Raw genomic sequence first — 25,820 nt, 5'->3', positions numbered from 1 at the left:
CATTACCTCAGTTCTCGACCCTCTGCTTGAGCCCTCGCAGGGCGGTGTCGATCAGGACCTTCTCGCCCTTGCGCTTGAGCATGCCGATCAGCGGGATGCTCAGGTCGAGCGCGAGCCGGTAGGTGACCTCGGTGCGGCCGCCGAGGTCGCGCAGCACATAGGCGCCGTCCATCGACCGCAGCAGGTTGCCCTTGACCAGCGACCAGGTCACCTGGCGGTCACCGTCCCAGTCGTACGCCAGGGTGTACTCGTCCTTGATCGGCGCGACGTCCAGCACGAACCGGACCTGCTCGGCCCGCCCGTCGACGCCGGTCTCCACGACGCTGACCTCCTGCATCCCCTTGGCCCAGGCCGGGTAGGACTTGAAGTCCGCGATCACCGCCATCACTGCCGGGGGCGCAGCCTCGATCACGATCGTCGAGGTGGTCTGATCGGCCATCGATGGTGTCCTCACTCCCTGACTTGCTAGGTGCCATGGAGCGTACCGGATAGCATCCCGGTGAAATGGTCGGGCTGTGACGGGGGTAACCTCCGGTTCGTACCCACCTACCATCAGTATGCGGAGGCCCTAGTGCGCGAGTTCTCCACGCCCGCGACGTACGTTGTTCCCCCCACCGGCAACCTGACCGACGACGTCGTGCGCAACGCCGCCGAGGCACCCGATGTCGCGGTCCTGAGCCGTCCAGGCGCGGACGGCACCTGGGTCGACGTCACCTCCGCCGAGTTCCTCGGTGAGGTCGCCTCGGTCGCGAAGGGCCTGATCGCGGCGGGTGTCGGAGCTGGAGACCGGGTCGCGCTGCTCTCGAAGACGCGCTACGAATGGACGCTGCTCGACTACGCGATCTGGTTCGCCGGCGCGACGACGGTGCCGATCTACGAGACCTCCTCGGCCGAGCAGATCGAGTGGATCCTCCAGGACTCCGCGACCGTGGCGGTCATCGCCGAGGACTCCGGCCACATGAGCCGGATCAGCGAGGTCCGCGCCGGGTGCCCCGCGCTCAACAACGTCTGGTCGATCAGCGACAACGCCGTCGAGCTGCTGGGCAAGCTCGGCACCGACATCACCGACGAGCAGCTCGAGGCCCGCCGCAGCGCGGTCACCCCCGAGGACACCGCGACGCTGATCTACACCTCCGGCACCACCGGGCGCCCGAAGGGCTGTGTGCTCACCCACGGCAACTTCATGTTCGAGCTCGGCGTCGTCGTCGACTCGCTCGACGACCTGTTCACCTTCGAGGGCCGCAGCACCCTGCTCTTCCTCCCGCTGGCGCACGTCTTCGCGCGGATCATCCAGATCGGCTGCATCAAGTCGCGCACCCGCCTGGGCCACACCCCCGACATCAAGAACCTCGTCGCCGACCTCGGCACCTTCCAGCCGACCTTCGTGCTGGCGGTGCCGCGAGTCTTCGAGAAGGTCTACAACACCGCCTCGCAGAAGGCGGTCGCCGACGGCAAGGGCAAGATCTTCGACCTGGCCACCGAGGTCGCGATCGAGTACTCCCGCGCCACCGAGACCGGCCGGGCGCCGTTCCTGCTCGCGGCCAAGCACAAGCTGTTCTCCAAGCTCGTCTACGGCAAGCTGCTGGCCGCGCTCGGCGGCAACTGCTCCTACGCCGTCTCCGGCGGCGCCCCGCTTGGCGACCGTCTCGGCCACTTCTACCGTGGCATCGGCGTGACCGTCCTGGAGGGCTACGGCCTGACCGAGACGACCGCCGCGCTCACGGTCAACCTGCCCGAGGCCTTCAAGATCGGCACCGTCGGACGGCCGCTGCCCGGCACCGCGGTGCGCGTCGCCGACGACGGCGAGCTGCTCTTCAAGGGCGGTCAGGTGCTGAAGGAGTACTGGCAGAACCCCGAGGCGACCGCCGAGGCCAAGACCGCGGAGGGCTGGTTCCACTCCGGCGACCTCGGTGAGGTCGACGACGAGGGCTTCGTGAAGATCACCGGCCGCAAGAAGGAGATCATCGTCACCGCCGGCGGCAAGAACGTCGCCCCGGCCGTCCTCGAGGACCGCCTTCGTGCCCACGTGCTCGTCGACCAGTGCATCGTCGTCGGCGACGGTCAGCCGTTCATCGGCGCGGTCGTCACCATCGATCCCGAGGCCCTGCCCACCTGGGCGGAGGCCAACGGCAAGACCGGCGACATCGACGCCCTCGTCGAGGACGAGGACCTGCGCGCCGCGGTCCAGAGCGCGGTCGACGACGCCAACAAGGCGGTCTCGAAGGCCGAGTCGATCCGCAAGTTCGTGATCATCTCCGACTCCTGGACCGAGGAGGGTGGCCAGCTCACCCCCAGCCTCAAGCTCAAGCGCAACGTGGTCATGCGCGAGTTCAGCCACGAGGTTGACGCGCTCTACAGCAAGTAAGTTCTGGTCGCGCCGACTCGGCCTATTTCTCAGTCCAGGATGCGATGGGCGATCGCGATGCGCTGCAGCGTCGTCGGGTGCGAGCCGAACCACCACTGCGACCAGGCCTGCGGCGACGGGTCGGAGAGCGAGCGTACGCCGAGGTCGTGCTGCAGCCTCGTGAACGACTCCAGGTCACCGGTGGCACGGAGCGCGTCCACGTCCGCGCGGGCTTCGACGTGCCGGCTGAGCCCGTGCTCGACGGGCATCGCCAGCACGCTCGCCAGCGCGAAGACCGCCATCAGCATCGGGACGGCTTCGGGGGTGGCGTACTCCTCCCGGCGCCGGTAGGACAGCAGCAGGCCCAGCAGGCCGACGCCGGCGACCGCGCCGGCGGCACCGATGACCGTCCCGACCAGGACGTCGTCGTGCTTGGCGTGGGCGAGCTCGTGGGCGACCACGGACAGGACCGCTCCGCGCGCGGCGGCGCCTCGCTGCGAGTCGACGAGGTTGTCGTAGAGGACCACCCGGCGGGTGGAGCCGAAGCCGGTGACGTACGCGTTGAGCGAGGTCGTGCGCCGGGAGGCGTCGACCACCAGGACATCGTCGAGCTCGACGCCCTCCCGCTCGGCGATCGCCATCACCTCGGTGCGGAGCTGGCCACGCGGCAGCGGCTCGAAGTCGTTGAACAGCGGCTCGATGACGACCGGGTAGACGAACGAGCCGAGCACCACCAAACCGGCGACCAGACCGGCGGCGAGCGCCGGCCACCAGCGCCGGCCCAGGCGGATGCACGCGAAGAGGGCGAGCAGCGCCAGGGACGTGGTCACGATGCCGACGACCTGGTTCAGCAGCGAGTCACCCAGCCAAGAGCCCCACTCCTGCCTGGAGAGCCCGTAGCGCACCTGCAGACGCTGGATCGCCACCCCGAACGGGAGCGTCGCGATCCAGCCGACGAGCGTGACCACGACGACCGCCAGCACCACCCGGAGCAGCCACGGGCCCCGCAGCCTCGCCACCAGACGCCGTCCGATCGGGGTGAACCCGAGCACACAGGCGACCACCAGCGAGACGACGAGGCCGGCCCGGCTGATCCAGCGAACGGCGCCGGAGTAGGCCAGCATCCGCTCCAGCTCCTCGACCGTGAACACGTCCCGCTCGTCGGGCAGCTCGAGCGCGCCACCGGGATAGGGCTGCCACGGGATCAGCAGCCAGGCGAGCACCACGAACGCGACCGCCCCGACGACGAGAACCACCCAGGACGTACGTCTCGTTGCATTCACGCCGCCACCCCCGTAGCGCAAGCGCCAGGATACGGACGCGGCGGCGTGTTGCACGCAAGGCTCACTCGCTGACGCTCGCTCACGCCGCAGATTCTGACAGATGGGCCCGCCAGCGGGCGGTCAGCTCGTCCTCTCCGAAGCCGAAGCTCGTCCGCAGGGCCTTCTCCAGAGCCGTGCCGCGTCCGGTCTCCTCGTAGAGGTCGACCAGGGCCTGCTCCCCGCCTGCCTCCGCGAGCACCTCGCAGGCGAGCCAGGCGGCTTCGTACTCGGCGCCGAAGTGCTCCGAGCGGGTGTTGAACTCGGCCTTGCCCGGCAGATGATCGGGCGGGCCGTTCTCGCGGACCTGGGCGAGGATCTGGCCGGCGGTCTTGCTCAGCGGGAGCGTGGTGTCGCGGAGTGCGACGTAGTCGGCGAAGCCCTCGACCAGCCACATCGGCCGGTTGGTGCCCGTCGGGGCGTCGGTGGCCGCGTGGGTCGCCTCGTGGGTGATGACCACCTGGGCGCCGGGGGCGTCCAGGTCGCCGATGACGCCCTGGTTGACCCACACGTGCAGCGGTGTTCCGGCCTTCGTGGACCCGTCGACCGTCGCGGTCACCGCGGCGACCGCGGAGTAGGCCCCGGGCTGCGCGCCGAGCGCCGACTCGAGTCCGGTCGCGGGCACCTCGAGGACCAGGCGGGGATCGTCCCAGGAGATCACCTTGCGGACCTCGTCGACAGCGGTCGTGGCCAGCTCGGCGTAGCGGTCGGCGACGTCAGCGGATGCCTGGACCACCACGAGGGTGGAGTCGGTGCGCCGCACCTCGACCGGGCCGCTGAGCCACAGCGGCAGCCGGGTGCCCTGGGCCGCCGAGAACCCGGTGATCGCGCCGTCGGCGTCGAAGCCGACCTTCAGCTCCTCGGTCAGCACCGGGTCACCGGGCGTGCGCCACGACATCTCGACGTCGGCGGTCCAGGAGCCGTCCGCTGCCACGTTGCCCGACTCGGCGACATACCTCGCGGTGACGTCCTCGACGCCGATGGCGTGTGCGTTGCGCACCGCCACCGAGGCGGCGTCCTCCCCGTCGGGCTCCGCCCCATCACGTACGCCGGTGACCAGCTGCTCCAGCGAGGCACGGGCGCCTTCGGTGTCGGCGCGCACGACCGGGGCGGCGGTCGGGGTCGGCGCGACGTACTCGCCGCCGCCGGTCAGCCGCCAGCCGACGAAGCCTGCCAGGAGCATCACCAGCACCAGACCGGCGCCGATCAGGGCCGGGCTGGCCCTGACACGGGATACAAGAGAGCCGACCGTTCGCACCTGCGAACGATCGGCCTCTTCGGGGTCCTGGGTCAAGTGGTCCTGAGCCTGTCGAAGGCTCAGCCCGGACGGACAGCGCCCGTGTAGGGCATCTCGTCCATCGGCGAGACCTTCACACCGGTGCTCGGGTTGGACGCGTGCACGATCATGCCGTTGCCGATGTAGATGCCGACATGGCTGATCGGGCTGTAGTAGAAGACCAGGTCGCCGGGGGCGAGCTGGTCACGCGACACCTGGGGTCCGCTGCTGTACTGCGCCGAGGAGGAGTGCGGGAGCCCGACACCGGCCGCACCCCAAGCACCCATGGTGAGACCGGAGCAGTCCCACGACTCGGTGCCGGTCGCGCCGTAGACATAGGCGTCGCCGACCTGGGCGAGGGCGTAGTCGACAGCCTTCTTGGCACGGCCCGAGGGCGGCGGCAGGTTGGCGGGGATGCCCGCTCCGGCACCGGCGGCCTGGAACTCCTCGAGCTCGTCGGCCTCGAGCTCGTCGAGCTCGGCCTGAGCGGCTTCGAACTTCTTGTCGATCTCGCTCTTCTTCTTCTGCATGGTCGTCTTGACCTTGGCCATCTGGGACTTGGCGTCCTCGGTGGCCTCGCGGCGCACCTGGAGGGCCTCTGCCTCGGTGTTGTACCGAGCCAGCAGGTCGGCCTGCAGCGCGTTGTAGGACGAGACGGTGGAGAGCCCGGCGAGGAACTCCTGCGGGTCCTCGGAGGTGATCACCTGGCCGACGGCGGAGACGTCGGAGCCCTCGAACTGCCGCAGCACGGAGTCACGGAGCTCGGCGCGGATCTCGTCGAGCTCCTTGCTCTGCCGCTTCTCGTCAGCGTTGAGGTCCTTGAGCTGGTCCTTGATGTCCTGCAGCCGCAGCTTGGCGTTGCTGTAGTCCTCGTTGGCGGCCTCGGCCTGGGTGTAGAGCTTGTCGACCTTCTCACGAACGTCGTCGATGTCTGGGTCGGCCTGGGCGGGGGTCGCTGCGGGAATGATCCCGGCGACACCGATGGCGGCGATGCCGGCTGCTCCGGCAATGAGTCGCTTCCGGTCGCGTGTCACGAGCGGACGGTCTCCTTGTGTAGTCGTTGACGCCTACCGGGTGAGCTGACGGGTTCAGGCACGACCTGCCCTACCACCGCTCCTCGACCGGGTCTCCCCGATCGTCCTCGCGGCGGATACACCCCAGGTGGTCGCACTCCATGTTGCGGCGTACGACCGGTGTGGTTCCCCGGCTCCTGGCCCGCCCCGAAGCGGACCTGGATTGAGCGCGGCACTCGCGTGGGCCGGTTGACCCACTTCCACGAGCGCCAATTCCCTGCGCACACTAGCCGACGCCATCCCCCACCTGCCAACCACCCACGCCCAAAAGTTCGGCTACATACCCTCCACCAACGGCAGAGCCACCATCCGCAGCGGCGGGACCAGGCCGCCATCGGCGAGCACGTCGAGCGCCCGGCGCTCCTCGTCCTCGATGGTGAGTTCCGGGGGCGGCCCCAGCAGGACCGTGACCACGCAGTCGTGGCACGCCAGTCCCCGCACCAGGCAGGTGTCACAGTCGATTCTCGTCGTCATGTGAGTGACGGTCTCACCGAGCACCGACATTTTTGCTTTCGTACGGTTGCGTGCGGCGTGTCATCACCATCGCAGCGCAGTATTCGACGCGGTGATCGCGGACGGGGTCCCTACACTTGACCCATGGAGGTCTCCGCGTTTGCGACGCTCCCCGACACGGTCCGGGGGCGCATCGTCGCGCTCACGGCCGGGGTGCTTCCCGACGTGGCGCGGCTCCCACCCGCGCTCAAGCGGATCGCCGACTTCGCACCCGCCCGGCGCGCCAAGGCCGGCGGCGCGATGATCGCCTCGGCGCTGGACGCCGACGACGAGGTGCGGGAGAAGATCGGGAGCCAGCTGCGCCCGGCGTACGTCACCGAGGGCTCCCCCGACGACCTCGTCCTTCCCGAGGACCCGGCCGAGGCGGCCGCCGTCGTCTGGCTCGTGCGTCCCGACGGCTGGGAGGTCTCGCTCAAGGAGGCCCTGGATCGGCTCGAGGCCGCCGCAGTGCCGGCGGTCGACGCCGAGGTCGCCCGCCTGCGGGGCAAGCTCACCGCGGCCGAGGACGAGATCCGTGAGGTGCGTGCCGACCGCAAGGCCCGCATCGACGACCTCAAGGCCGACAACACCGCTCTGCGACGCAAGCTCGGGGAGGCCCGGGCCGCCGCTCGTGAGGTCGGCACGGGACTGGACGAGGCGCTGACCGACGCCCGCGCGGCGCTCTCCCGCGCCGAGGACGAGATCGCCGCGCGCGACCGCCAGCTGCGCCAGCTCCGCAGCCAGATCGACAAGCTGGAGCGCGAGGCGGCCGCCGAGCGGCGTACGTCCAAGGCGGATCGCGAGGGCGCCTCGCTGCGGGCCCGGTTCCTGCTCGACACGCTCCTCGACGCCGCGGGCGGGCTCCGACGCGAGCTCGCGCTGCCTCCCGTCACCGGCACCCCGGGCGAGCGGGTGGAGTCCGAGCTGGCCTCCGCGGACGCCGTCGCCGGTGTCGGCGTGACCAGCAGCGCTCACCTCGAGCAGTTCCTGGCCATGCCGCGGGTCCGGCTGATCGTGGACGGCTACAACGTCTCCAAGGCCCTGTGGCCCGACTCGGCGCTCGACGCCCAGCGGCTGCGGCTGCTGCGGGGGATCGCGCCGATCGCCGCCCGCACCGGCGCGGAGACGACCGTCGTCTTCGACGCCCACTCGGCGTCCGTACGCCCCACCGCCGTGCCGCCTCGCGGCGTCAAGGTCCTCTTCTCCCCCGAGGGCGTCATCGCCGACGACGTCATCCGCGACCTCGTCGACGCCGAGCCCTCCGGCCGCATCGTCCTGGTCGCGACCGACGACGCCGAGGTCGTCAAGGACGTACGCCGCGCCGGCGCCCGCACCGTCCCGCTCTCCTCGCTCTCGCCCCTGCTGGCCTGATCCAGCCGGCTTCCTGCGCCGCACCGACCTGATTCGATAGGTTCTGCGCACGTTCGAATCACCGGGAGTGGGAGACCAGCGCGTGCGGCACGCCCTCAACGCGATCGCCAGGGTGCTCCTGTGCGCCGCGGGATTCGTGATCGCCATCTACGGCACCCTGCAGCTCGACGGGCTCAAGTCGCTGAGCTTTCGTGAGGTGCTGCACGAGCCGATCTTCTGGCTGACCGTCTTCGGAAGTGTGCTGACGGGCATCGCGTTCGCGGTCCTGCAACGGCCCCAGGCCCCTTCGGGTCGTGTCCCCCAGCCAGCGGAGACCGTCGAGGCCCGCACCGCCCGCACCGAGCCCCAGAAGCACGAGACGAGCGAGAGCGCCGCCGAGGACGGCGACAAGCTGAGCCTCGTCGAGGTCGTCGGTCTCGCCGCGGGCGGCGTCATCGGGTCCGGCTGGCTCCTGGCCGTCCCCGGCCTCCACGAGAGCCTGGGCGAGGCCGCGCTCCTCGGCTGGGCCGCGGGCGGCGTGCTCATGCTCACCATCGCTGTCGTGATGGTCGAGTTCGGGCTCATCTCCCAGCGCACCGGCGGGCTCCTGTTCCACCCGCACGACGCCTTCGGGCCGTTGGTGGTGATCGTCCTGGCGGCGTCGCTGTGGATCTCGTACGCGATCAACCCGGCCGCTCAGGCAGCGGCCGCGGTCGACGGGCTGGCCGAGGTCGTCCCCGCGCTGGCCGGCCCGGACGGGCTCACCGGGACCGGCTCCGTCCTGGCGGTGCTGGTGACCGCCGCGATCATCGGCTTCGTCCTGCTGCCCAGACGGCTCGTGCTGCGTACGAACGCGGTCCTGACCCTGGTCAAGATCGCTCTCCCGGTGGTCCTCGTCGTGTTCCTGGTGCTCGCCGTCCCCGGACGTCCCGCCGGCACGGACTCGGTGCCCGGGCCCACCACGACCGGTGTGCTGAGCGCACTGATCACCAGCGGCGTGATCTACGCCTACATCGGCTTCCAGGCGCCCCTGGACGTGACCGGTGAGGTCCGTGGCGGCCCGCGCGCGGTCGCCAGGCGGGTGCGCTGGGCGGTGTACGGCACGGTCGTCGGGTCGTTCCTGCTCTACTCCGCCCTCCAGCTCGTCTACGCGGAGCACATGGCGACCTCCGGGGCCGAGCACGGCACCTCGTACGCGCGGCTGACCGACTCGGCCACGCTGGTCGGAGCGCAGATGGACTGGCTGGTCGTGCTGGTCCGCCTCGCCGCGATCATCGCCCCGATCGGCTCGGGCATCGTGTTCACCTACGCCCTCAGCCGCGAGGTCTACACGCTCAGCGCGGAGAGGTACGTCCCCAGCGGCCTGCACGAGCCGCGGGCATCGCGGCTCCCGGGCCGCAGAGGCGACTCCTTCTGGCTGATCCTGCTCGTCAACCTGGTGCTCGCCCTGGTCGTCCTGGTGGCGGTGGGCGGCGACTGGCACACCCTGGCCGTGCTCAACACGATCCCGATCCTGATCCTCTACGCGGTCACCTGCGTCGTCCTGGCGGTGCGCTCCGAGCTGCTCCGCACCGGGCTCCAGCAGCTCCTGCCCGTGGCGGCGTACGCGGCCTTCGTCGCCATCGCGCTGGTCGTCAACGAGTCTGCCTGGGACCGGGTGTGGAAGGGCGTGGCGGTCATCGCCTGGGGATCCCTCGTCCTCCTCGTGCTCCCGTGGCTCCATCATCTCCGGTTCCCCGGCCTGGGCTGGTACGACGCCAAGAACCACGGCGCGCGGCTGTTCTCCCGCGATCCGGCGAACCGTCCGTTCGTCGTGCTCGCGGTCTACCTGGCCGCGCTGACGCTGCTGAGCGCCGTCCGTCACCGGCTCGGCGACGACTCCGTCTGGAGCGTGTGGAGCCTGCGTGGCCTGGTGATGATCGTCACCTCGGGTGCCTTCGTCCTCCTCGTCGGCGCCGGCCGCCGCTACCTCAGGCAGACCCGGCTCACGACGACCCGGACCTGACCCACTCGGCCTCCTCCTCCTGGCCGGCGGCTACGAGGGTCTCCACGACGGCGTCGACCCGGGCACGGTCCTGCCATCGCCCCACCGAGCGCCGCAGCACCCCGGCGCGGCTCGCCGTCGGGTAGCGGTGCAGGCGCAGCCGCGTCGTGATGCCGACGATGTCGGTGGGCGTGACGCTCTGCGCCTGGTCGAGGTAGCGGATCAGCAGCCGGTCGGCCGTGCCGACCAGCTCCCTGCGGCGCTCCTCGCTCGCCGAGGACGCAGCCAGGCGTAGCCGATGGGCGGCCTCGGCGATCGTCGGCCCGGCGCCTCGCCGGCCGATCGCCTCGTCGGCGAGATGGTGCCAGGACGTACGCACCGCGTCGGCGAAGCCGGCCGCCGCCAGGGCGGCGAGGCACTCGGCGTACCAGGTGACGTACCTCTCCTCGGTCGGCGCCGGGTAGACGAGCAGATCCTCGGCCAGCCTCCAGCCGACGTCGGCGGCCACGGCCGACCGGCCCCGCCTGCCGACCCGGGAAGGCACGTGGCCGAGCAGGCCCACGATCTCCTCGGGCGGGCGGAGCCTGACCAGGGTGGCGGCCTGACGTCGAAGGTCCTCACCAAGCGTCTTGCCGTGGGCGTCGGCGAGATAGGTCGCGATGCCCTCGACGACGGCGGATCCCATCGGCTCGCGGTCCGGGCCCTCCGGGGTGAGGACCCAGTGGAGCAGGTTCCGTGTCGTCTCGGCGGAGGGCTGCGCCCACGACCACCGGTCGAGGAAGTCGCCCAGCCGCTCGATGTGGCCGCTGCGGGCGAGCGCGCGGACGAGCAACGCCGCCTCGACCTCGCTCCCCTCGTCCATGAGGGTCTCGCAGATGCGTTTCAGGTTCGTCGGAGTCGCGTCGGCGGCCAGGGCCGCCACGAGGCGGTCACGGCCGGCTCCCCGGCTCCCACGCAGCAGCAGGACCACCTGCTCGCGCGCCTCCTCGGCGTTCTCCCTGCCGTCGAGGCGCAGCTTGAACCAGTCCTCGAGCACGCGGCCGCCCGGACACAGCGCCCAGAACGCAGCCACGAGGTCGTGCTGCTGGCCGGGACCCGGCGTCCGACCGAGGTCTCCGATCGCGCCGAGGGTGCGCCAGAGCAGGTCCAGCGATATCTCACGGAGCCTCGGGGTGGCGTCCAGCGCGACGTACAACAGCGCCTTGTCGAGGTTCGAGCGGCCGCTGGAGGGGGCCGCGAACTGCTTCACGGTGTCGTTGACCAGCGCCGTCGCGCCGAGCAGGTGCAGGGCCCGGAGGAACCGGGCGATGTCGGGGACGGTGCGTTGCCGGAGCACGTCGTGGATGACGGCGTAGGCGATCGAGGCATCGTGCTCGGTCTCGATCGCCAGCCGGGCCGCGTCCTCGGGCGGGCGATGCAGCGCAGCCGCCGCGATCAGGATCACCCGGTCGGCGGCGGAGCCGAGGGAGGTCGCCGCGGCGGCCGGGTCGCTGTCCGCGATCCGACCGTACGCGTGCAGGGCCTGGACCGCGATCGCCGGATGACCCTGCGTACGCAGCTCCGCGAGCCAGGCCACGAACCGGTCGGCACCTTGGGCGGCGACCCGGGCGAAGGCGTAGTCGATCAGCTTCTGGGTGTTGAGGACCTCATCGGTCTGAGCGCCGTCGAGCACGGTGACGTACTCGACCAGGCCCGCCAGGTCGCCGGTCAGCGTGTCGAGCACTCGTTCGTTGAACCGCAGCGCCGCAGTCAGCCCGTCCGCGTCCAGCAGCGTCCTGGCCTGCTCACCGGCCTCGGCCGGCTCGACCTGCAACGAGCCCGATCGAGCGAACCAGCGCGCCCACGGGCGCTCCTCGTTCCCGCCCGTGGAGCCCTCGTTGCCGCCGTTTCTCGCAGCGATCGCCCACACCTCCCCTGTCAGGTGGCCCACACCCTAGTGGCGAAGGAGTGTCGGCGGCACTCGCTAATGTGTTCGCATGCGAAGTAGTCCGGCGGTGCGCGAGGCACGCCTGGAGATGCGCGCCCGCGCGGTCGCTCGCCGCCAGCGCGAGGGAGTGAGCGCGCGCAGCGCGCAGGTCGCCGGAGCCTGGGAGGCGCAGCGAGGCTTCGACGAGCTCGGCAGACCGCTGCGCGACCTCACCTTCTGCGTGGTCGACCTCGAGACCACCGGCAACAGCCCCGACAACGGCGGGATGATCACCGAGATCGGCGCGGTGAAGGTGCGCGGCGGCGAGGTGCTGGGCGAGTTCCAGACCCTCGTCAACCCACACACCGGGATTCCGCCCTCCATCGCCGTGCTGACCGGGATCACCAACTCGATGGTCGCCTCCTCCCCCACCATCGAGTCGGTGCTGCCGGCGTTCCTCGAGTTCGCCGAGGGCTGTGTCCTGGTCGCCCACAACGCCCCCTACGACGTCGGCTTCCTCAAGCACTTCGCGGCGAAGCAGGAGCGGCCGTGGCCGCGGTTCGAGGTGCTCGACACGGTGAAGATCGCCCGTCGGGTGGTCACCCGCGACGAGTCGCCCAACCACAAGCTCGGCTCGCTCGCCCGGGTCTTCGGCTCCCCCACGACACCCAACCACCGTGCCCTCTCCGACGCCCGCGCGACCGTCGACGTCCTCCACGGGATGATGGAGCGCCTCGGCAACATCGGGGTGCAGACCCTCGAGGACCTCAGCGTCTTCTCGGCCAAGGTCACCACCGCCCAGCGCAAGAAGCGTCACCTGGCCGAGGACCTGCCGCACGCCCCCGGCGTCTACCTGTTCAAGGACGAGAAGGGCCGGGTGCTCTACATCGGCACCTCGAAGGACCTGCGGAGCCGCGTACGCACCTACTTCACCGCCTCCGAGACGCGGTCGCGCATGGGCGAGATGGTCGGCCTGGCCACGACCGTGCAGGCCATCGAGTGCGCGACGGCGCTGGAGGCGGGCGTGCGCGAGCTGCGCCTCATCGCCGAGCACAAGCCGCCCTACAACCGCCGCTCGCGACGCCCGGAGAAGATGCACTTCGTCAAGCTCACCCGGGAGCCGTGGCCCAGGCTGTCGCTCGTCAAGCAGGTGCTCGACGACGACGCCGACTACCTCGGCCCGTTCGGCTCCAGGAAGGTCGCCGAGAAGGCGCTCCAGGCGCTGCACGACACGTTCCCGATCCGGCAGTGCTCCGACCGGTTCCCCGTGCTCCCGAAGCGGACCCCGTGCGTCCTCGCCGAGCTCCACCGCTGTTTGAGCCCGTGCGACCAGAGCGTCTCCGCGGAGACGTACGCGGCCCTGGTCTCACGGGTCCGCGAGTCCCTCCTCCACCGGCCCGACGAGGTCGTCGAGACGGTCACCGAGCGGCTCACCGGCCTGGCCGAGCAGGAGCGGTTCGAGGAGGCTGCCGTCCATCGCGACCGGCTGACGTCCTACCTGCGCGCCGCCGCCCGCACCCAGCGGCTCAGCGCGCTGACCCGGCTCCCCGACCTCACCGCGATCCGGCGGGAGGACGACGGCCGCTGGGCGGTCCACGTGGTCCGTCACGGCCGGCTCGCGGCGGCCGGGGTGATCCCACGCGAGACCAACGCGCACTCCTACGTCGCCGACCTCCAGCTCAGCGCGGAGACGGTCCTGGCCGCGCCCGGCCCGGTGCCGGCCGCGAGCGCCGAGGAGACCGAGCTGGTGCTTCGCTGGCTGGAGTCCCCCGGTGTGCGCCTCGCCCACATCGAGGGCGACTGGACTTGCCCGGTCGGGGGCGCGGGCCGCCGGGCAGCAGCCCTCTAGTGTGATCGGCTAACGTGACCTGCGTGATCACAGCGATCGTCTTCATCAATGCCGAGGTCTCCCAGATCCCCGAGGTGGCCGAGGCCGTGGCCGCCATCGACGGGGTCAGCGAGGTCTACTCCGTCACCGGTCAGATCGACCTCATCGCCCTGGTGCGCGTCCGCGCTCACGAGGACGTGGCCGTGGTCGTGGCCGACAAGGTCAACAAGGTCCCCGGCGTCCTCGAGACCGAGACCCACATCGCCTTCCGCACCTACTCCCAGGTCGACCTGGAAGCCGCCTTCTCCATCGGCCTGGACTAACGGGCGCAAGCCCGTCTCGTGTAGCCGACTCGGCGCGTAATCATCTACAGCCGAAACGAAGCGAGCATGACGCAAAGATGCGCCGGCTCAGCGAGCGGTAGCGGCCACCCACCGGTCGAGCACACCCTGAGCGGCCCCGGAGTCGATCGACTCCGCGGCGCGCGAGATGCCCCCGGCGAGACGCTCGTCGACGGTGCCGGAACCGGCGTCGTGGACCGCGAGGGCGGCGCCGGCGTTGAGCAGCACGGCGTCGCGTACGGCACCCTTCTCGCCTGAGAGCAGACGGCGGACGACCGCGGCGTTGTAGGCGGCGTCGCCACCACGCAGGTCCTCGACGGTGGACCGGGCGATGCCGTGGTCGAGGGGATCGACCGTCGCCTCGGTCACGATCCCCTGCGAGACCGTCCAGACGTGGGAGGTCGTCGTCGTGGTGAGCTCGTCGAGGCCGTCGTCGCCACGGAAGACCCAGGCGTCGGCGCCACGACGGGCGAAGACACCGGCCATGACCGGAGCGGCGGCAGGGTCGGCGCAGCCGATCGCGGAGGAGGCGGGGCGGGCCGGGTTGGTCAGCGGGCCCAGCAGGTTGAAGACGGTGGCGATGCCGACCTCCCGCCGCGCGGCGGCGGCGTGGCGCATCGCCGGGTGGAAGGCCGCGGCGAACAGGAAGGTGATCCCGGCCTCCTCGGCCACCTCGCCGACCCGTGCGACATCGAGGTCGAGCCGGATGCCGAGCGCCTCGAGCACGTCGGCCGACCCGGACTTGGACGAGGCGGACCGGTTGCCGTGCTTGACGATCTTGGCCCCGGCGCCGGCCGCGACGATCGCCGACATCGTGGAGATGTTGACCGAGAAGGACCGGTCACCACCGGTGCCGACGATGTCCAGGACGCGCCCGGGCACGAAGATCGGGTTGGCCTTGGCCAGCATCCCGTCGGCGACGCCCGCGAGCTCGTCGACGGTCTCGCCCTTGGCACGCAGCGCCACCGCGAAAGCGGCGATCTGGGCCGACGTCGCTTCGCCCGAGAGGATCTCCCCCATCGCCCACGCCGCCTGGTGCGCGGACAGGGATTGTCCCGCGACCAGCGTGGTGAGGACCTCGGGCCAGGAGTCGGCGACGGACGTCATGCGCCAACGTTAACTGGCCGCAGCAGTCCCACGACCGTCCGGGCCAGCTCGAACGGGTCGAGCGGATGCGCGACGGTGGCTTCCGCACGCGACCAGGTGGCGAGCCAGGCATCCTGCGGACGACCGATGAGTGCGACGATCGGCGGAGCGTCTCGCACCTCGTCCTTGACCGCCTTCGCGATCCCCAGCCCGCCGGCCGGAGCGGCCTCACCGTCGAGCACGGCCAGCGCCAGCCCGCCCCCGTCGAGCTGGGCACGCACGGCCGGCTCGGTGGCCACCTCGACGTACTCCACCTCCGGGAGAGAGGGGTGCGGGCGGCGCCCCAGCGCGAGGATCACCTGCTTGCGGACGTCGCTGTCGTCGCTGTAGACGAGGATCTTCAGTGAGTTCGAGGTGGTATCGGTCACACCCCGATGCTAGCGCCAACACCATGGTCTGCGGCCAGATGTCACAGCCTGAACCTGAGCGGTGTCTCAAGGGTGTAGCACGGTCTGAAACACGACACACAGGGTCCCGTGGAGACTCTGGGAAAGGGGCAGGACATAATGGCGGGCGTGGCGACAGTATCGACTCTTCCAACAGCCCGCCTGCACGGGCACCACGACCGTCCGAGCATGGTCAGCGTGGGGACGATCATCTGGCTCGCAAGCGAGCTGATGTTCTTCGCGGCGTTGTTCGCGGCCTACTTCACGATCCGCGCGGTCAGCCCTGAGGTGTGGGAAGCCAACACCGCTGGGCTCAACATCCCGTTCGCGGCGGTCAACACGACCATCCTCGTGCTGTCGTCGTTCACCTGCCAGTTCGGCGTCTTCGCGGCCGAGCGCGGCCAGGTCGGGCGCAAGGGCTCGCTGTTCGCGGTCCGCCTGTGGGGCCTGCGTGAGTGGTTCATCCTCACCTACCTCATGGGCGCGGTCTTCATCGCCGGTCAGGCGACGGAGTACGCAGTCCTCGTGCAGGAGGGCATCGCCCTCAACCGCGGCATCACCGGTCCCGACGACCCCTACGGCTCGGTCTTCTACCTGACGACGGGCTTCCACGGCCTCCACGTCACCGGCGGCCTGATCGCCTTCCTGTTCGTGCTCGGCCGGACGTACGTCGCCAAGCGCTTCACCCACGAGCAGGCCGTCTCCGCGATCGTCGTGTCCTACTACTGGCACTTCGTCGACGTGGTGTGGATCGGCCTGTTCGCGACCATCTACCTCCTCAAGTGACCAAGGACTGAATGTGCGTCTACTGAACCGCTCCGTCGGTCGACTGTCGCGGCACCGTCGCCGCCCGTTGGCCGGTGCCGCCGTGCTCCTGGTCGCCCTGTTGAGCACCGGCGGCGCGTACGCCGCCCTCGCCCCGGCCTCGCAGGCCGAGGTCGAGAAGGACAACGCCGCTCTCGTCGCCGAGGGCAAAGAGCTCTTCATGATCAACTGCTCCACCTGCCACGGCTCCAACGGTGAGGGCATCACGACCCAGAACGGGAAGCTCTACGGCCCGTCCCTGATCGGCGTGGGTGCCGCCTCCGTCGACTTCCAGGTCGGCACCGGCCGGATGCCGATGGCCCAGCCCGGCGCCCAGGTCGAGGTCAAGGACCCCAGCTTCAACCAGGACGAGATCGACGCGATGGCCGCCTACGTTGCCAGCCTCGGTCCCGGCCCGGCGGTCCCGGACAGGGAGCAGTACGACCCGGAGACCTTCGAGTCCGAGAAGGAGAAGGAGGAGGCGGTCGCTCTCGGCGGCCAGATCTTCCTGACCAACTGCACCGCCTGCCACAACTTCACCGGTGCCGGCGGCGCAATGCCGCGCGGCGGCGAGGCTCCGAGCATCTTGGAGACCGACCCGAAGCACATCTACCAGGCGATGCTGACCGGTCCGCAGTCCATGGACACCTTCTCCGACGGCAACATCAGCCCTGAGGAGAAGAAGGCGGTCATCGCCTACGTCGAGTCGATGAGGGAGCAGCCCGACTACGGCGGCTTCCACAACGGCCGGCTCGGTCCGGTGACCGAGGGAATCGTCGCCTGGGTCGTCGGTCTCGGCGTCCTGGTGGCCTTCACCGTGTGGATCGCCGCGCACACCACGCGCACCAACCAGACCAAGAAGGGATCTGCCCAGTGAGCAGCGACCTCAGCGAGATCGAGAAGCACGACGACTCGCATCCGGAGCTCAACGCGCACACCGACGCGCTGCTGCCCGACCCGGGCATGCACGAGCATCACTGGCGTCCCACCGACGTCGACCCCAAGGCAGAGAAGCGCGCCGAGCGCCAGGTGAGCCTCTTCTTCGCTCTCTCCGCGATCTGCTCGGTGCTGTTCGTGGTGGCGTACTTCGCGATCGAGCCCGGCTACGACGGTGACGTCTGGGCCGGCTACGGCGCCTCCAACCTGGCGCTGGGATCGACCCTGGGCTTCGCCCTCCTCTTCCTCGGCATCGGCGTCATCCAGTGGGCCCGCAAGCTCGTGGTCGACATCGAGCACTCCGAGGAGCGCCACCCGGCGGCCTCCTCCCCCGCCACCCGCGAGGCGGCCATCGCCGAGCTGAAGGCCGCACTCAACGAGTCGGGCATGGCTCGCCGCCCCTTCATCCGCAACGCGATGATCGGCTCGGCTGCCCTGCTCGGTCTGCCCGCGGTGGTCATCCTCAGGGACCTGGGTCAGACCAACGCTCAGATCACCGAGGAGCAGCCCTACCCGGGTGCTGGCCTCGAGCACACCGTCTGGGATGCCGGCGTGCGAGTCGTCCGCGACGTGGTCGGCACCCCGATCCGTCCGGGCGACCTGGAGGTCGGTGACCTGGTCAACGCCGAGCCCTCGACGATCTTCGACGGCAGCCTGCACGGCGCGCCGCTGCAGATCGCCAAGTCGAAGGCGGCCACCATCCTGCTGCGCATGAACCCCGCCGACATCACCCACGACGTGACCCGCAACTGGTCCGTCGACGGCATCGTGGCCTACTCCAAGATCTGCACCCACGTCGGCTGCCCGATCTCACTGAACGAGCGGACCACGCACCACCTGCTGTGCCCCTGCCACCAGTCGACCTTCGACCTCGCCGACCACGGCAAGGTCATCTTCGGTCCGGCCGGCCGGCACCTGCCGCAGCTGCCTCTGGGCGTCGACGCGGACGGCTTCCTGGTTGCTCTCTCCGACTACCCGGAGCCCGTTGGCGTCAGCTACTGGGAGCGCAACACCTACGACATCGACGAGATCTTCGACGACTGGTCAAAGGACCACGCCGCCGATGCTGAGCAGTACGGCTACAAGGAGGGCGGCCAGTGAGCACCGACACGTCCAAGGTTGCCGCCAGCAACGGCACCGACGCCGCTGCCCCGGCGGGCAAACCGACCAAGGCAGGAGCGGCCGCCAACTGGGCCGACGAGCGCCTCGGCGTCGGTGGCCTGAGCAAGTTCCTCTCCCGCAAGATCTTCCCCGACCACTGGTCGTTCATGCTGGGTGAGATCGCGCTGTGGAGCTTCGTGGTCCTGCTGGTCACCGGCACCTTCCTGACCCTGTGGTTCAAGCCGTCCATGGCCGAGGTCGTCTACCAGGGCTCCTACGCCCCGCTGCGCGGTATCCCGATGTCCGAGGCGATGATCTCGACCCTGGACATCTCCTTCGACGTACGCGGCGGACTGCTGCTGCGCCAGGTCCACCACTGGTCCGCGATGCTGTTCATCGCCTCGATGATGATCCACATGATGCGCGTGTTCTTCACCGGCGCGCACCGCAAGCCGCGTGAGATCAACTGGGTCATCGGCGCGACGCTGCTGCTGCTCGGCACGCTCGAGGGCTTCACCGGCTACTCGCTCCCCGACGACCTGCTCTCCGGCACGGGCGTCAGGGCCGCGGACGGGTTCATGATGGCGATCCCGATCGTGGGGACGTACCTCTCGTTCTTCCTGTTCGGAGGCGAGTTCCCAGGCGACGACATCATTCCACGCCTGTTCACCATCCACGTGCTGCTCATCCCAGCGATCCTGCTGGCACTCATCGGTGCCCACCTGATCCTGCTGATCTACCACAAGCACACCCAGTGGCCTGGACCCGGCCGCACCGAGAAGAACGTCGTCGGCTACCCGATGGTGCCGAACTACATCTCCAAGATGACCGGCTTCTTCTTCATCACCTTCGGTGTGACCGCCCTGCTCGGCGCGTTCTTCTCGCTCAACCCGGTGTGGAAGTTCGGGCCGTACGACCCGACCAAGGTCACCGCGGGCTCGCAGCCTGACTGGTACATGGGCTGGCCCGACGGCGCGCTGCGCATCATGCCTGGCTGGGAGTCGCACTTCTGGGGCTCGACCTGGTCGTGGAACATCTTCTTCCCGGTCATCGTGCTGCCGATGCTGGCCTGGATGGTCGTGCTGATGCTCCCGTTCATCGAGGCCTGGATCACCGGCGACAAGCGCGAGCACCACCTGCTCCAGCGCCCGCGCAACGCTCCGACCCGCACCGCCACGTTCGTCGCCCTGATGACGTTCTACGCGGGCTTCTGGATCGCGGGTGGTAACGACATCATCGCGATCAAGTTCGACCTCTCGATCAACCAGATCACCTACTTCCTGCGGGCGTTCGTGTTCCTGGGTCCGATCGTGGCGTTCATGATCACGCGTCGCTGGTGCATCTCGCTGCAGCGCAAGGACAACGAGAAGCTGCTGCACGGCTACGAGACCGGCACGGTCATCCGTACGCCGGAGGGTGCCTACCACGAGAAGCACCTGCCGGTCCACGAGGACGAGGCCTACGCCATGGGCGTCCGCGACCGCGGCCGGGCTGGCGAGGAGCCGGAGCTGAAGAACGGCAAGCTGACCTTCCGGGCGAAGCTCCGTGCCTTCTACTACGACCACGACGTGGACAAGCCGACCACCGAGGAGCTCAGCGAGGCCCACCGCCACGCCGAGCACGAGGCCCACGAGCTGGCCGTCCACGAGGGTCACGTCGTCGACGGTCACGACTTCGACGACCACCGTCACTCTGCGGTCGAGGAGCCCCTCAACCGCTGAGATCCGACGCATCGGTGGGCGAGCTTGCTCGCCCACCGATGACCGGAGGAGATCGAGCGAGCCCCGCCCGCGAGCTTGCGAGCGGGCGACGGGCGGGTCGAGATCCACATCAAGAGCACACGTGGCGCCGTTCCTTCGGGGACGGCGCCGCGTGCATTTCGCGGTATCGAAACCCGGTTGCCCTTCGGCCATCCCGGAACCTAGTGTCCAGCACATGACCGACCTCCAGGCTCGTCTCCGAGCCGACCTCATCACCGCTCGCAAGGCTCGGGACACGGCCGCCACAGCGGTGCTGCGCTCGACCCTGTCCGCGATCTCCAACGCGGAGGCGCTGCCGGTCGAAGAGGCCTCACCCACGAGCGACGGTCCGATCGCCGGCGCCGCCACGGGCGTCGGGACGACCGAGGCCGTCCGCCGGGCTCTCACCGACGACGACATCCGCGCCATCATCTCCGGTGAGCAGGCCGAGCGGACGAGCGCCGCGACGGACCTGGAGTCCCACGGCGCAGAGGAGAAGGCCGAGCAGCTCCGCGCCGAGGCGGAGCTGCTCGCGGCCTACCTCTAGGGCAGGGGCTCAGCCCAGCGGGTCGAGCTCGCCGCCGACGACCTCGAGCACCCGGGCGCGTACGTTGGCGGCGGCCTCGGGGTCACGAGCCGCCACGGCGGCGACGAGGGCGTTGCCGAGGATGAGCTGCGGGATCCGGATGATCGAGTCGAGCTCCTGGCGGAAGCCGGCCCGTCCACCCTGCGGGGTGACCAGCTCGACCTCGGCGAGCTTGGTCAGCTGCGTGCCGGTGAAGGAGGTCAGCGCGACGACGGCCGCTCCCCCGGCAACGGCCGCCTGGGCGACCTGGATCGTCGGTGCGGTGGCGCCGGTGCCGCTGACGACCACGCAGACGTCGCCCGGCTGGAGCAGCCGAGCCCGGATGAGCTGGTCCAGGTGGTCGCCGGGCGCCACCGTGCTCAGCCCCTGGGAGGCCAGCCTCATCGCAATGTCGCTGGCCACCGGCGAGGAGACCCCCGTGCCGGCGACCAGGATCGTGCGCGCCTCGGCGATCAGATCCACGGCCCGGCTGACCTGCTCCTCGGAGAGGAGCCCGACCATGTCGGAGGCGGAGTCGGCGATGTCGGCGAAGAAGGCGCGCACCACCGTCAGCGGGCTGCCTCCCTCGCTCGTCTCGGTCTTGGCCGAACCCAGGTCGCGCGCCAACAGCACCTTGAGGTGCGGGAAGCCGCGGAACCCGAGTCTCTGCGCGGCTCTGACCACGGTCGCGGTCGAGACGGAGGCCTCGGCGGCGATCTCAGCGGTAGTCGCCTCGATGGCCCACTCCGAGCGGGTCAGCACGACCTCGGCGACCGCACGCTCGGAAGGGTTGAGCCGCGGCATCGCGGCCCGGATGGCTGGGAGAACCGGCGCGCTCGTCATGCCCACACCTCCGTCGTGGAAGGCGCAGAGTACGGAGGTGTGGGCCTGACCCTTATGGTCGCTCGCTGGCGCTCGCTCATGCCCACACCTCCGTCGTGGAAGGCGCAGAGTACGGACGTGTGGGCCTGACCTTGATGGTCGCTCGCTGGCGCTCGCTCATGCCGCCACCGCGGTGGCATCGGCGCCGTGCAGGATCCGGTGACGCAGCGCAGCAGAGATCTGGTCGACCAGGATCGTCACGAAGATGATCACAACAAGCATGATCCCACCCCACTCCCACTCTCGGCCCCGAAGGACACGGCTTAGGAGGGCGCCAATTCCACCGGCGCTCACGACGCCGAGGATCGCGCTTGCTCTGATGTTCACCTCGAAGCGGTAGAGCCAGAAGCCCACGGTCTCCGGCAGCAGCTGCGGGATCACGGCCGTGCGGATGCGCTGCCACCACGTCGCGCCGGACGCCACGACCGCCTCGACCGGACCAGGATCGATCGCCTCGATGCTCTCCAGGGTCAGCTTGCCGAGCGAGCCGATCGAGTGGATGCCGATCGCCATCGCTCCGGCCATCGGGTTGAGACCGAACAGCGGAAGCATGACGATCACCGCGAGCAGGATCTCCGGGACAGCGCGGATGGCGTTGAAGAACGTACGCACCGGCATGCGTACGAACCATGGCGCGGTGTTGGAGGCGGCCAGGAACGCCAGCGGGAACGAGACCAGCGCCCCGACGCAGGTGCCGATCCAGGCGAGCGCCACCGACTCCCCCATCAGCTTCAGTGCCTGCAGCCACCAGTCTCCGTAGGTCAGGTCGGGGTCGGCCTGACCGTCAGGATGCGCTCCCGGCCAGGTGAGCACGCCGTCGACCATCTGAGCCGCGTACTGCCAGATCGCTCCTGGGAACTGCGGCAACCGCTCCCAGCGGGCGTCCTCCAGGGACCATCCGGCCGCCAGCACGACGCCTACGAGCGCGAGGCCGGCCACGGTGTAGGGCCACTTCGGCGGCGGCTTCGGCCGCGTCGCGGTCGCGGGGGTCACACCAGTCTCCGGCGCAGGGCCTGGGAGAGCAGATCGATCGCGATGACGGCAGCGAAGATGACGATCACGACGGCCGCCAGCCGAGGGTAGTCGGCCCGGTTGAAGTAGAGCATGATCAGCTGTCCGACCCCGCCGGCTCCGACCGCACCCAGCACCACCGAGGCGCGGATGTTGAGCTCGAAGACATAGAGGACGTACGAGGCGTAGCTGGGCAGCACCTGGGGGACGATCGCCACCCGGGCCCGCTGCCAGCGGGTGGCCCCAGCCGCGTCGAGCGCCTCCAGCGGCCCGTGATCGACGGCGTCGATGCTCTCCGCGGTCAGTTTGGCGACGATGCCGACGTTGAAGATCGTCAGGGCCAGGATGCCCGGCAGCGGGCCGGTGACGACGGCGACGAAGACCAGGGCGTAGGCCATGTCGGGCAGCGACCGGATCACCGACATCAATGACTTGGTGACCCGATAGACCCCGGGCGGCGCGCTGACCTTGGAGCCGAGCAGAGCCACCCCCAGGGCGATCAGGGAGCCGACGAAGGTCGCGATCACCGCGATGGCGGCAGTCTCCATCAGCGCGGTCCACAGCCGCGAGGCCGGGTCGGTGATCTCCGCCCACTCGGGGTGGACCACCTCCTCGAGGATCATCGTCAGCGTCGACCACTGCTCGATGACCGGGGTGAGCGTGAAGTCGATCGCCCAGCCCGCCACCCCGGTGACGGCGACGGCGCCGAGGACACCGCCGATCAGCAGCGGGCTCGGCGGTGGTTTCGCCGGTCGCGCCGGGCTCTGCGGGCCGTCGGGGCGCTCGAGGGCGGCCTCCGTCATGACGAGACGTCCTCGCCGGTCAGCGAACGTCCGTAGATCCTCTCGAAGACCGCGTCGTCGGCATCGGTCGCGGCGCCGTCGAAGACCACCTCGCCGGCGCGCATGCCGATGATCCGGTCCGCGTAGCGTCGGGCGAGGTCGAGGAAGTGCAGGTTGACCACGGTGGTGATGCCCAGGTCCCGGTTGATCTGCCGTAGGTCGCGCATCACCCGGTCGGCCGTCGGCGGGTCCAGCGATGCGACCGGCTCGTCGGCGAGCATCACCGACGGCTGCTGCGCCAGAGCACGGGCGATCGCGACCCGCTGCTGCTGCCCGCCGGAGAGCTCGGAGGCGCGTACCCATGCCTTCTCGACGATCCCGACGCGCTCCAGGGCCTCGAAGGCGATCTCCTGGTCGGCCTTGGTGTGCAGCCCGAGAAGGGACCGCGCCCACGACTGAGCGTGCAGCCGGCCGGTGAGCACGTTGCTCATCACGGAGCGGCGGGTCACCAGGTTGAACCCTTGGAAGATCATCCCGATCTCGGCACGCAGCCGCCGCAGCCGGCGGCCGCGTACCGCCGTCACCTCGGTCCCGCCCACCGACAGCTTCCCCGCGGTGACCGGCACCAGGCCGTTGATCGTGCGGACGAGCGTGGACTTCCCGGCGCCGGAGAGGCCGACGACCACGATGAACTCCCCCGGCGAGATGGTCAGACTGACCTTGTCGAGGCCTCTGCTGCCGTTGGGATAGACCACCGAGACCTCGTCGAAGACGATGCTGTGCCCATCGTCGGACCCACCATCGGACCCATCACCGGCCCGATGCCCGAGACCCGAGGCGCTCATTCGCCGAAGTTCTCCTCCACGGACTTCGCCTTCTTCAGCGCGGCCTTGTCGACCTTCACCAGGCCCTCGATGTCGTAGACGGCCTCCAGGGTCTTGAGCCCCTTGGGGTCCTTGGCCATCGTGGTGAACGCGTCGGTCACCTTCGTACGCAGCTCCTTGGAGAGCCCGCCGGCGACGACGATGCCATCGTTGGGGATCTCCGCGGAGTAGGCGAACACCACGACGTCGGAGGCGACCTTCGGCTCGTCGGCCGCGACGTCCTCCCGGGCGTCGTCGAAGCTCACCCCGACCGGGTAGTCGCCACGGGCCACGGCCAGGACCGCGGCGTCGTGGTCGCCGGCGAACTGCGCGTCGAGGTCGACCAGCGCGTCGCCGCCGGTGACCATCCCCCACTGGGTGGCCGGGTAGTAGTAGCCGGCCGCCGAGCCCTGGTCGACGAAGGCGATCGGGGTGCCGGGCTTGACCTTTGACAGGGCGACCTCGCCGGTGGGGCCGGTCTTGGCGGCGTCGGTGCCGTTGCAGTACTTCAAGCCGTCGACCACCGTGACCTCGTCGGCACAGTACGTCTCGGGGTCGTTGGTGAACCACTGTGTGTGGTAGCTCGCCGAGCCGTAGCGCACCGACTGCAGGATCGGCACCGCACCGGCCTGGTCCTCGGCCTGCACCACGCCGATCGGGCCGAGCATCGCGACCTGGGCCTGGTCCGACTTCATCGCCACGATCGCGGCCGCATAGCTCTCGGTCACCTCAGCGCGTACGGGGATCCCGATCCGGTCGCTGAGGAACGACTCCAGGCCCTTCGCGCTCTCGGTGATCGAGTCGATGTCCCCGGAGGGCACCAGCGACAGCACGAGCTCCTTGGGATCCTCCGCGGGCGCGGTGCTGTCCTCGCTGCCGCCGCAGGCGGCGAGCGAGAGGGCGAGCGATGCGGCGGCACCGATCGCCAGCAACCGGGTCGTGGGGGTTCTCAACATTGGACAGACTCCTTGAGGGGGTGAGCTGCGATGAAGGCTGACGGGTCATTCGACCAGTCCGAGACTGCGGAGTACAGGCCCACCAGAGTTCCTGCACGAACATGTGCCGGTCCCTGGCGACGGTCGAAGGCGTCAACGTACGCAGCAACACAACCACGCTCGACAGCGGGAGCAAGGTCATTGCGCCAGATGTCGCCGACCGACATGAGCCACTCCGGTCTGTCGGCCAGACCGGAGACATCGAGGAAGTGGTCCAGGTGGCCGCGCATCCGGGTCGGCTTGAGGGCGTCGGTGCGCACCTCGTCGACCACGTCGCGGAGACCGAGGTGCTCCAGGATCGCGTCCAGGCCGCTGCCCGGGGAGTTGGTCATGATCACTCGATGAGCATCGATGCCGCTGAGCAGGTCGACAAGCCCGTCGGGCGTGCGGATGTCACCGGGCTGCTCGCTCATCGCAGCCCTGCTCCAGACGTACGCCGCGCTCAGCTCCTCCTCGGAGACCCCGGCGGCCAGGCCCAGGATCTTCACCGCCTCATAGCCGTCCTGAGCGCCGATGAGCGTCTTCGGAGCGGTCTCGGGGAGCCGGTGACCCAGAAAGGCCTCCGTGGTCTCCAGGAGCGCCTCAGGGGCGCCAGTGAGGGCCGCCACCCGGGCGGCGTAGAGAAGGACCGGCGTGTCTCCGAGACACACCGTTCCGTCCAGGTCGAGCACCAGCACGGGCCGAGACAACGAGTCCA

General features: G+C 69.8%; 24 protein-coding genes and 1 riboswitch. Of the genes, 10 read left to right on the top strand and 14 right to left on the bottom strand.

The genetic code is table 11. The features are described 5' to 3' along the window. Positions 1-7: 7 nt before the first annotated feature. Complete coding sequence (locus tag BJ988_RS05660; protein ID WP_179657121.1) at positions 8-439, bottom strand: SRPBCC family protein; 432 nt, start codon at positions 437-439, stop codon at positions 8-10. Positions 440-571: 132 nt separating this feature from the next. Between BJ988_RS05660 and BJ988_RS05655 the strand changes: the two genes are divergently transcribed. Further along, complete coding sequence (locus BJ988_RS05655) at positions 572-2,365, top strand: AMP-binding protein (protein WP_179657120.1); 1,794 nt, start codon at positions 572-574, stop codon at positions 2,363-2,365. A 29-nt stretch (positions 2,366-2,394) separates the two neighbouring features. Here BJ988_RS05655 and BJ988_RS05650 read toward each other — a convergent pair whose 3' ends face one another. The 4 genes from BJ988_RS05650 to BJ988_RS05635 all read right to left on the bottom strand — a co-directional run bounded on the left by BJ988_RS05650 (position 2,395) and on the right by BJ988_RS05635 (position 6,486). Further along, positions 2,395-3,627 carry a M48 family metalloprotease gene (locus BJ988_RS05650; RefSeq protein ID WP_179657119.1) on the bottom strand — a complete coding sequence of 411 codons (1,233 nt, stop codon included), beginning with the start codon at positions 3,625-3,627 and terminating at the stop codon, positions 2,395-2,397. 79 nt (positions 3,628-3,706) lie between these two features. Beyond that, positions 3,707-4,957 (bottom strand): hypothetical protein, encoded by a 1,251-nt coding sequence (locus BJ988_RS05645; RefSeq protein ID WP_179657118.1) that lies wholly within the window; start codon positions 4,955-4,957, stop codon positions 3,707-3,709. A 23-nt stretch (positions 4,958-4,980) separates the two neighbouring features. Further along, positions 4,981-5,973 carry an NlpC/P60 family protein gene (locus BJ988_RS31270; RefSeq protein ID WP_179657117.1) on the bottom strand — a complete coding sequence of 331 codons (993 nt, stop codon included), beginning with the start codon at positions 5,971-5,973 and terminating at the stop codon, positions 4,981-4,983. Positions 5,974-5,988: 15 nt separating this feature from the next. Then, positions 5,989-6,192, bottom strand: a riboswitch (cyclic di-AMP (ydaO/yuaA leader). A 96-nt stretch (positions 6,193-6,288) separates the two neighbouring features. Continuing rightward, on the bottom strand, positions 6,289-6,486 hold the full coding sequence (locus tag BJ988_RS05635) for a hypothetical protein (protein ID WP_008363129.1): 198 nt from the start codon (positions 6,484-6,486) through the stop codon (positions 6,289-6,291). Positions 6,487-6,609: 123 nt separating this feature from the next. Here BJ988_RS05635 and BJ988_RS05630 point away from each other — a divergent pair, with 123 nt between their 5' ends. Together BJ988_RS05630 and BJ988_RS05625 are read left to right on the top strand one after the other, a co-directional pair. Next, entirely contained in the window at positions 6,610-7,875 is a 1,266-nt protein-coding gene (locus tag BJ988_RS05630; RefSeq protein WP_179657115.1) for an NYN domain-containing protein, read from the top strand. 82 nt (positions 7,876-7,957) lie between these two features. Further along, complete coding sequence (locus BJ988_RS05625) at positions 7,958-9,859, top strand: amino acid permease (RefSeq protein WP_179657114.1); 1,902 nt, start codon at positions 7,958-7,960, stop codon at positions 9,857-9,859. Here the strand turns inward: BJ988_RS05625 and BJ988_RS05620 are convergent. Further along, positions 9,840-11,768 carry a hypothetical protein gene (locus BJ988_RS05620; RefSeq protein WP_179657113.1) on the bottom strand — a complete coding sequence of 643 codons (1,929 nt, stop codon included), beginning with the start codon at positions 11,766-11,768 and terminating at the stop codon, positions 9,840-9,842. The genes BJ988_RS05625 and BJ988_RS05620 overlap by 20 nt on opposite strands. A gap of 46 nt (positions 11,769-11,814) precedes the next feature. Here BJ988_RS05620 and BJ988_RS05615 point away from each other — a divergent pair, with 46 nt between their 5' ends. Together BJ988_RS05615 and BJ988_RS05610 are read left to right on the top strand one after the other, a co-directional pair. Then, a complete protein-coding gene (locus BJ988_RS05615) occupies positions 11,815-13,593 on the top strand; it encodes a DEDD exonuclease domain-containing protein (protein ID WP_218860606.1) in 1,779 nt (592 codons plus the stop codon). Positions 13,594-13,616: 23 nt separating this feature from the next. Continuing rightward, a complete protein-coding gene (locus tag BJ988_RS05610; protein ID WP_179657112.1) occupies positions 13,617-13,895 on the top strand; it encodes an Lrp/AsnC family transcriptional regulator in 279 nt (92 codons plus the stop codon). Between the two features lie 87 nt (positions 13,896-13,982). Here the strand turns inward: BJ988_RS05610 and trpD are convergent, their stop codons facing one another. After that, entirely contained in the window at positions 13,983-15,020 is a 1,038-nt protein-coding gene (trpD, locus tag BJ988_RS05605) for an anthranilate phosphoribosyltransferase (protein ID WP_179657111.1), read from the bottom strand. Further along, entirely contained in the window at positions 15,017-15,427 is a 411-nt protein-coding gene (locus tag BJ988_RS05600; protein ID WP_179657110.1) for an Rv3143 family two-component system response regulator, read from the bottom strand. Before BJ988_RS05600 ends, trpD begins: the two co-directional genes overlap by 4 nt. A gap of 138 nt (positions 15,428-15,565) precedes the next feature. Between BJ988_RS05600 and ctaE the strand changes: the two genes are divergently transcribed. The 5 genes from ctaE (at position 15,566) to BJ988_RS05575 (ending at position 20,572) form a co-directional block, all read left to right on the top strand. Beyond that, positions 15,566-16,231 (top strand): aa3-type cytochrome oxidase subunit III, encoded by a 666-nt coding sequence (gene ctaE, locus BJ988_RS05595; RefSeq protein WP_179661345.1) that lies wholly within the window; start codon positions 15,566-15,568, stop codon positions 16,229-16,231. Positions 16,232-16,244: 13 nt separating this feature from the next. Continuing rightward, positions 16,245-17,126: a cytochrome bc1 complex diheme cytochrome c subunit gene (gene qcrC, locus BJ988_RS05590; protein ID WP_343051484.1), complete on the top strand. Its 882-nt coding sequence runs from the start codon at positions 16,245-16,247 to the stop codon at positions 17,124-17,126. After that, positions 17,123-18,286, top strand: a complete 1,164-nt coding sequence (qcrA, locus tag BJ988_RS05585) for a cytochrome bc1 complex Rieske iron-sulfur subunit (protein ID WP_179657109.1) — start codon at positions 17,123-17,125, stop codon at positions 18,284-18,286. Before qcrC ends, qcrA begins: the two co-directional genes overlap by 4 nt. Continuing rightward, a complete protein-coding gene (gene qcrB / locus BJ988_RS05580) occupies positions 18,283-20,007 on the top strand; it encodes a cytochrome bc1 complex cytochrome b subunit (protein WP_179657108.1) in 1,725 nt (574 codons plus the stop codon). Before qcrA ends, qcrB begins: the two co-directional genes overlap by 4 nt. Before the next feature lie 214 nt (positions 20,008-20,221). After that, a complete protein-coding gene (locus BJ988_RS05575; RefSeq protein ID WP_179657107.1) occupies positions 20,222-20,572 on the top strand; it encodes a GatB/YqeY domain-containing protein in 351 nt (116 codons plus the stop codon). A 9-nt stretch (positions 20,573-20,581) separates the two neighbouring features. Here the strand turns inward: BJ988_RS05575 and BJ988_RS05570 are convergent, their stop codons facing one another. From BJ988_RS05570 to BJ988_RS05545, 6 genes are all read right to left on the bottom strand, one after another. Further along, positions 20,582-21,433 (bottom strand): MurR/RpiR family transcriptional regulator, encoded by an 852-nt coding sequence (locus BJ988_RS05570; RefSeq protein ID WP_179657106.1) that lies wholly within the window; start codon positions 21,431-21,433, stop codon positions 20,582-20,584. Positions 21,434-21,589: 156 nt separating this feature from the next. Further along, a complete protein-coding gene (gene phnE, locus BJ988_RS05565) occupies positions 21,590-22,465 on the bottom strand; it encodes a phosphonate ABC transporter, permease protein PhnE (RefSeq protein WP_179657105.1) in 876 nt (291 codons plus the stop codon). Further along, positions 22,462-23,286 carry a phosphonate ABC transporter, permease protein PhnE gene (phnE, locus tag BJ988_RS05560; protein WP_179657104.1) on the bottom strand — a complete coding sequence of 275 codons (825 nt, stop codon included), beginning with the start codon at positions 23,284-23,286 and terminating at the stop codon, positions 22,462-22,464. Before phnE (BJ988_RS05560) ends, phnE (BJ988_RS05565) begins: the two co-directional genes overlap by 4 nt. Then, positions 23,283-24,110: a phosphonate ABC transporter ATP-binding protein gene (gene phnC / locus BJ988_RS05555; RefSeq protein ID WP_179657103.1), complete on the bottom strand. Its 828-nt coding sequence runs from the start codon at positions 24,108-24,110 to the stop codon at positions 23,283-23,285. The genes phnE (BJ988_RS05560) and phnC overlap by 4 nt, the downstream gene beginning before the upstream one ends. Then, positions 24,107-25,084 (bottom strand): phosphate/phosphite/phosphonate ABC transporter substrate-binding protein, encoded by a 978-nt coding sequence (gene phnD, locus BJ988_RS05550; protein ID WP_246321408.1) that lies wholly within the window; start codon positions 25,082-25,084, stop codon positions 24,107-24,109. The genes phnC and phnD overlap by 4 nt, the downstream gene beginning before the upstream one ends. Beyond that, complete coding sequence (locus BJ988_RS05545; RefSeq protein ID WP_179657102.1) at positions 25,078-25,812, bottom strand: HAD family hydrolase; 735 nt, start codon at positions 25,810-25,812, stop codon at positions 25,078-25,080. The genes phnD and BJ988_RS05545 overlap by 7 nt, the downstream gene beginning before the upstream one ends. Positions 25,813-25,820: the final 8 nt, after the last annotated feature.

The sequence above is a fragment of the Nocardioides panzhihuensis genome (assembly GCF_013408335.1).
Lineage (GTDB): Bacteria > Actinomycetota > Actinomycetes > Propionibacteriales > Nocardioidaceae > Nocardioides > Nocardioides panzhihuensis.
Note: the sequence above shows the minus strand (reverse complement) of the source record. Positions and strands in the feature narration are given on the sequence as shown.

Excerpts from the sequence above, each read along its gene's own strand:
- BJ988_RS05570 (WP_179657106.1), bottom strand. The coding sequence starts at position 21,433 with ATGACGAGCGCGCCGGTTCTCCCAGCCATCCGGGCCGCGATGCCGCGG.
- trpD (WP_179657111.1), bottom strand. The coding sequence starts at position 15,020 with ATGACGTCCGTCGCCGACTCCTGGCCCGAGGTCCTCACCACGCTGGTC.
- phnD (WP_246321408.1), bottom strand. The coding sequence starts at position 25,084 with ATGTTGAGAACCCCCACGACCCGGTTGCTGGCGATCGGTGCCGCCGCA.
- BJ988_RS05630 (WP_179657115.1), top strand. The coding sequence starts at position 6,610 with ATGGAGGTCTCCGCGTTTGCGACGCTCCCCGACACGGTCCGGGGGCGC.
- BJ988_RS05615 (WP_218860606.1), top strand. The coding sequence starts at position 11,815 with ATGCGAAGTAGTCCGGCGGTGCGCGAGGCACGCCTGGAGATGCGCGCC.
- phnC (WP_179657103.1), bottom strand. The coding sequence starts at position 24,110 with ATGAGCGCCTCGGGTCTCGGGCATCGGGCCGGTGATGGGTCCGATGGT.
- ctaE (WP_179661345.1), top strand. The coding sequence starts at position 15,566 with ATGGCGGGCGTGGCGACAGTATCGACTCTTCCAACAGCCCGCCTGCAC.
- BJ988_RS05635 (WP_008363129.1), bottom strand. The coding sequence starts at position 6,486 with ATGACGACGAGAATCGACTGTGACACCTGCCTGGTGCGGGGACTGGCG.
- phnE (WP_179657104.1), bottom strand. The coding sequence starts at position 23,286 with ATGACGGAGGCCGCCCTCGAGCGCCCCGACGGCCCGCAGAGCCCGGCG.
- BJ988_RS05660 (WP_179657121.1), bottom strand. The coding sequence starts at position 439 with ATGGCCGATCAGACCACCTCGACGATCGTGATCGAGGCTGCGCCCCCG.
- BJ988_RS05575 (WP_179657107.1), top strand. The coding sequence starts at position 20,222 with ATGACCGACCTCCAGGCTCGTCTCCGAGCCGACCTCATCACCGCTCGC.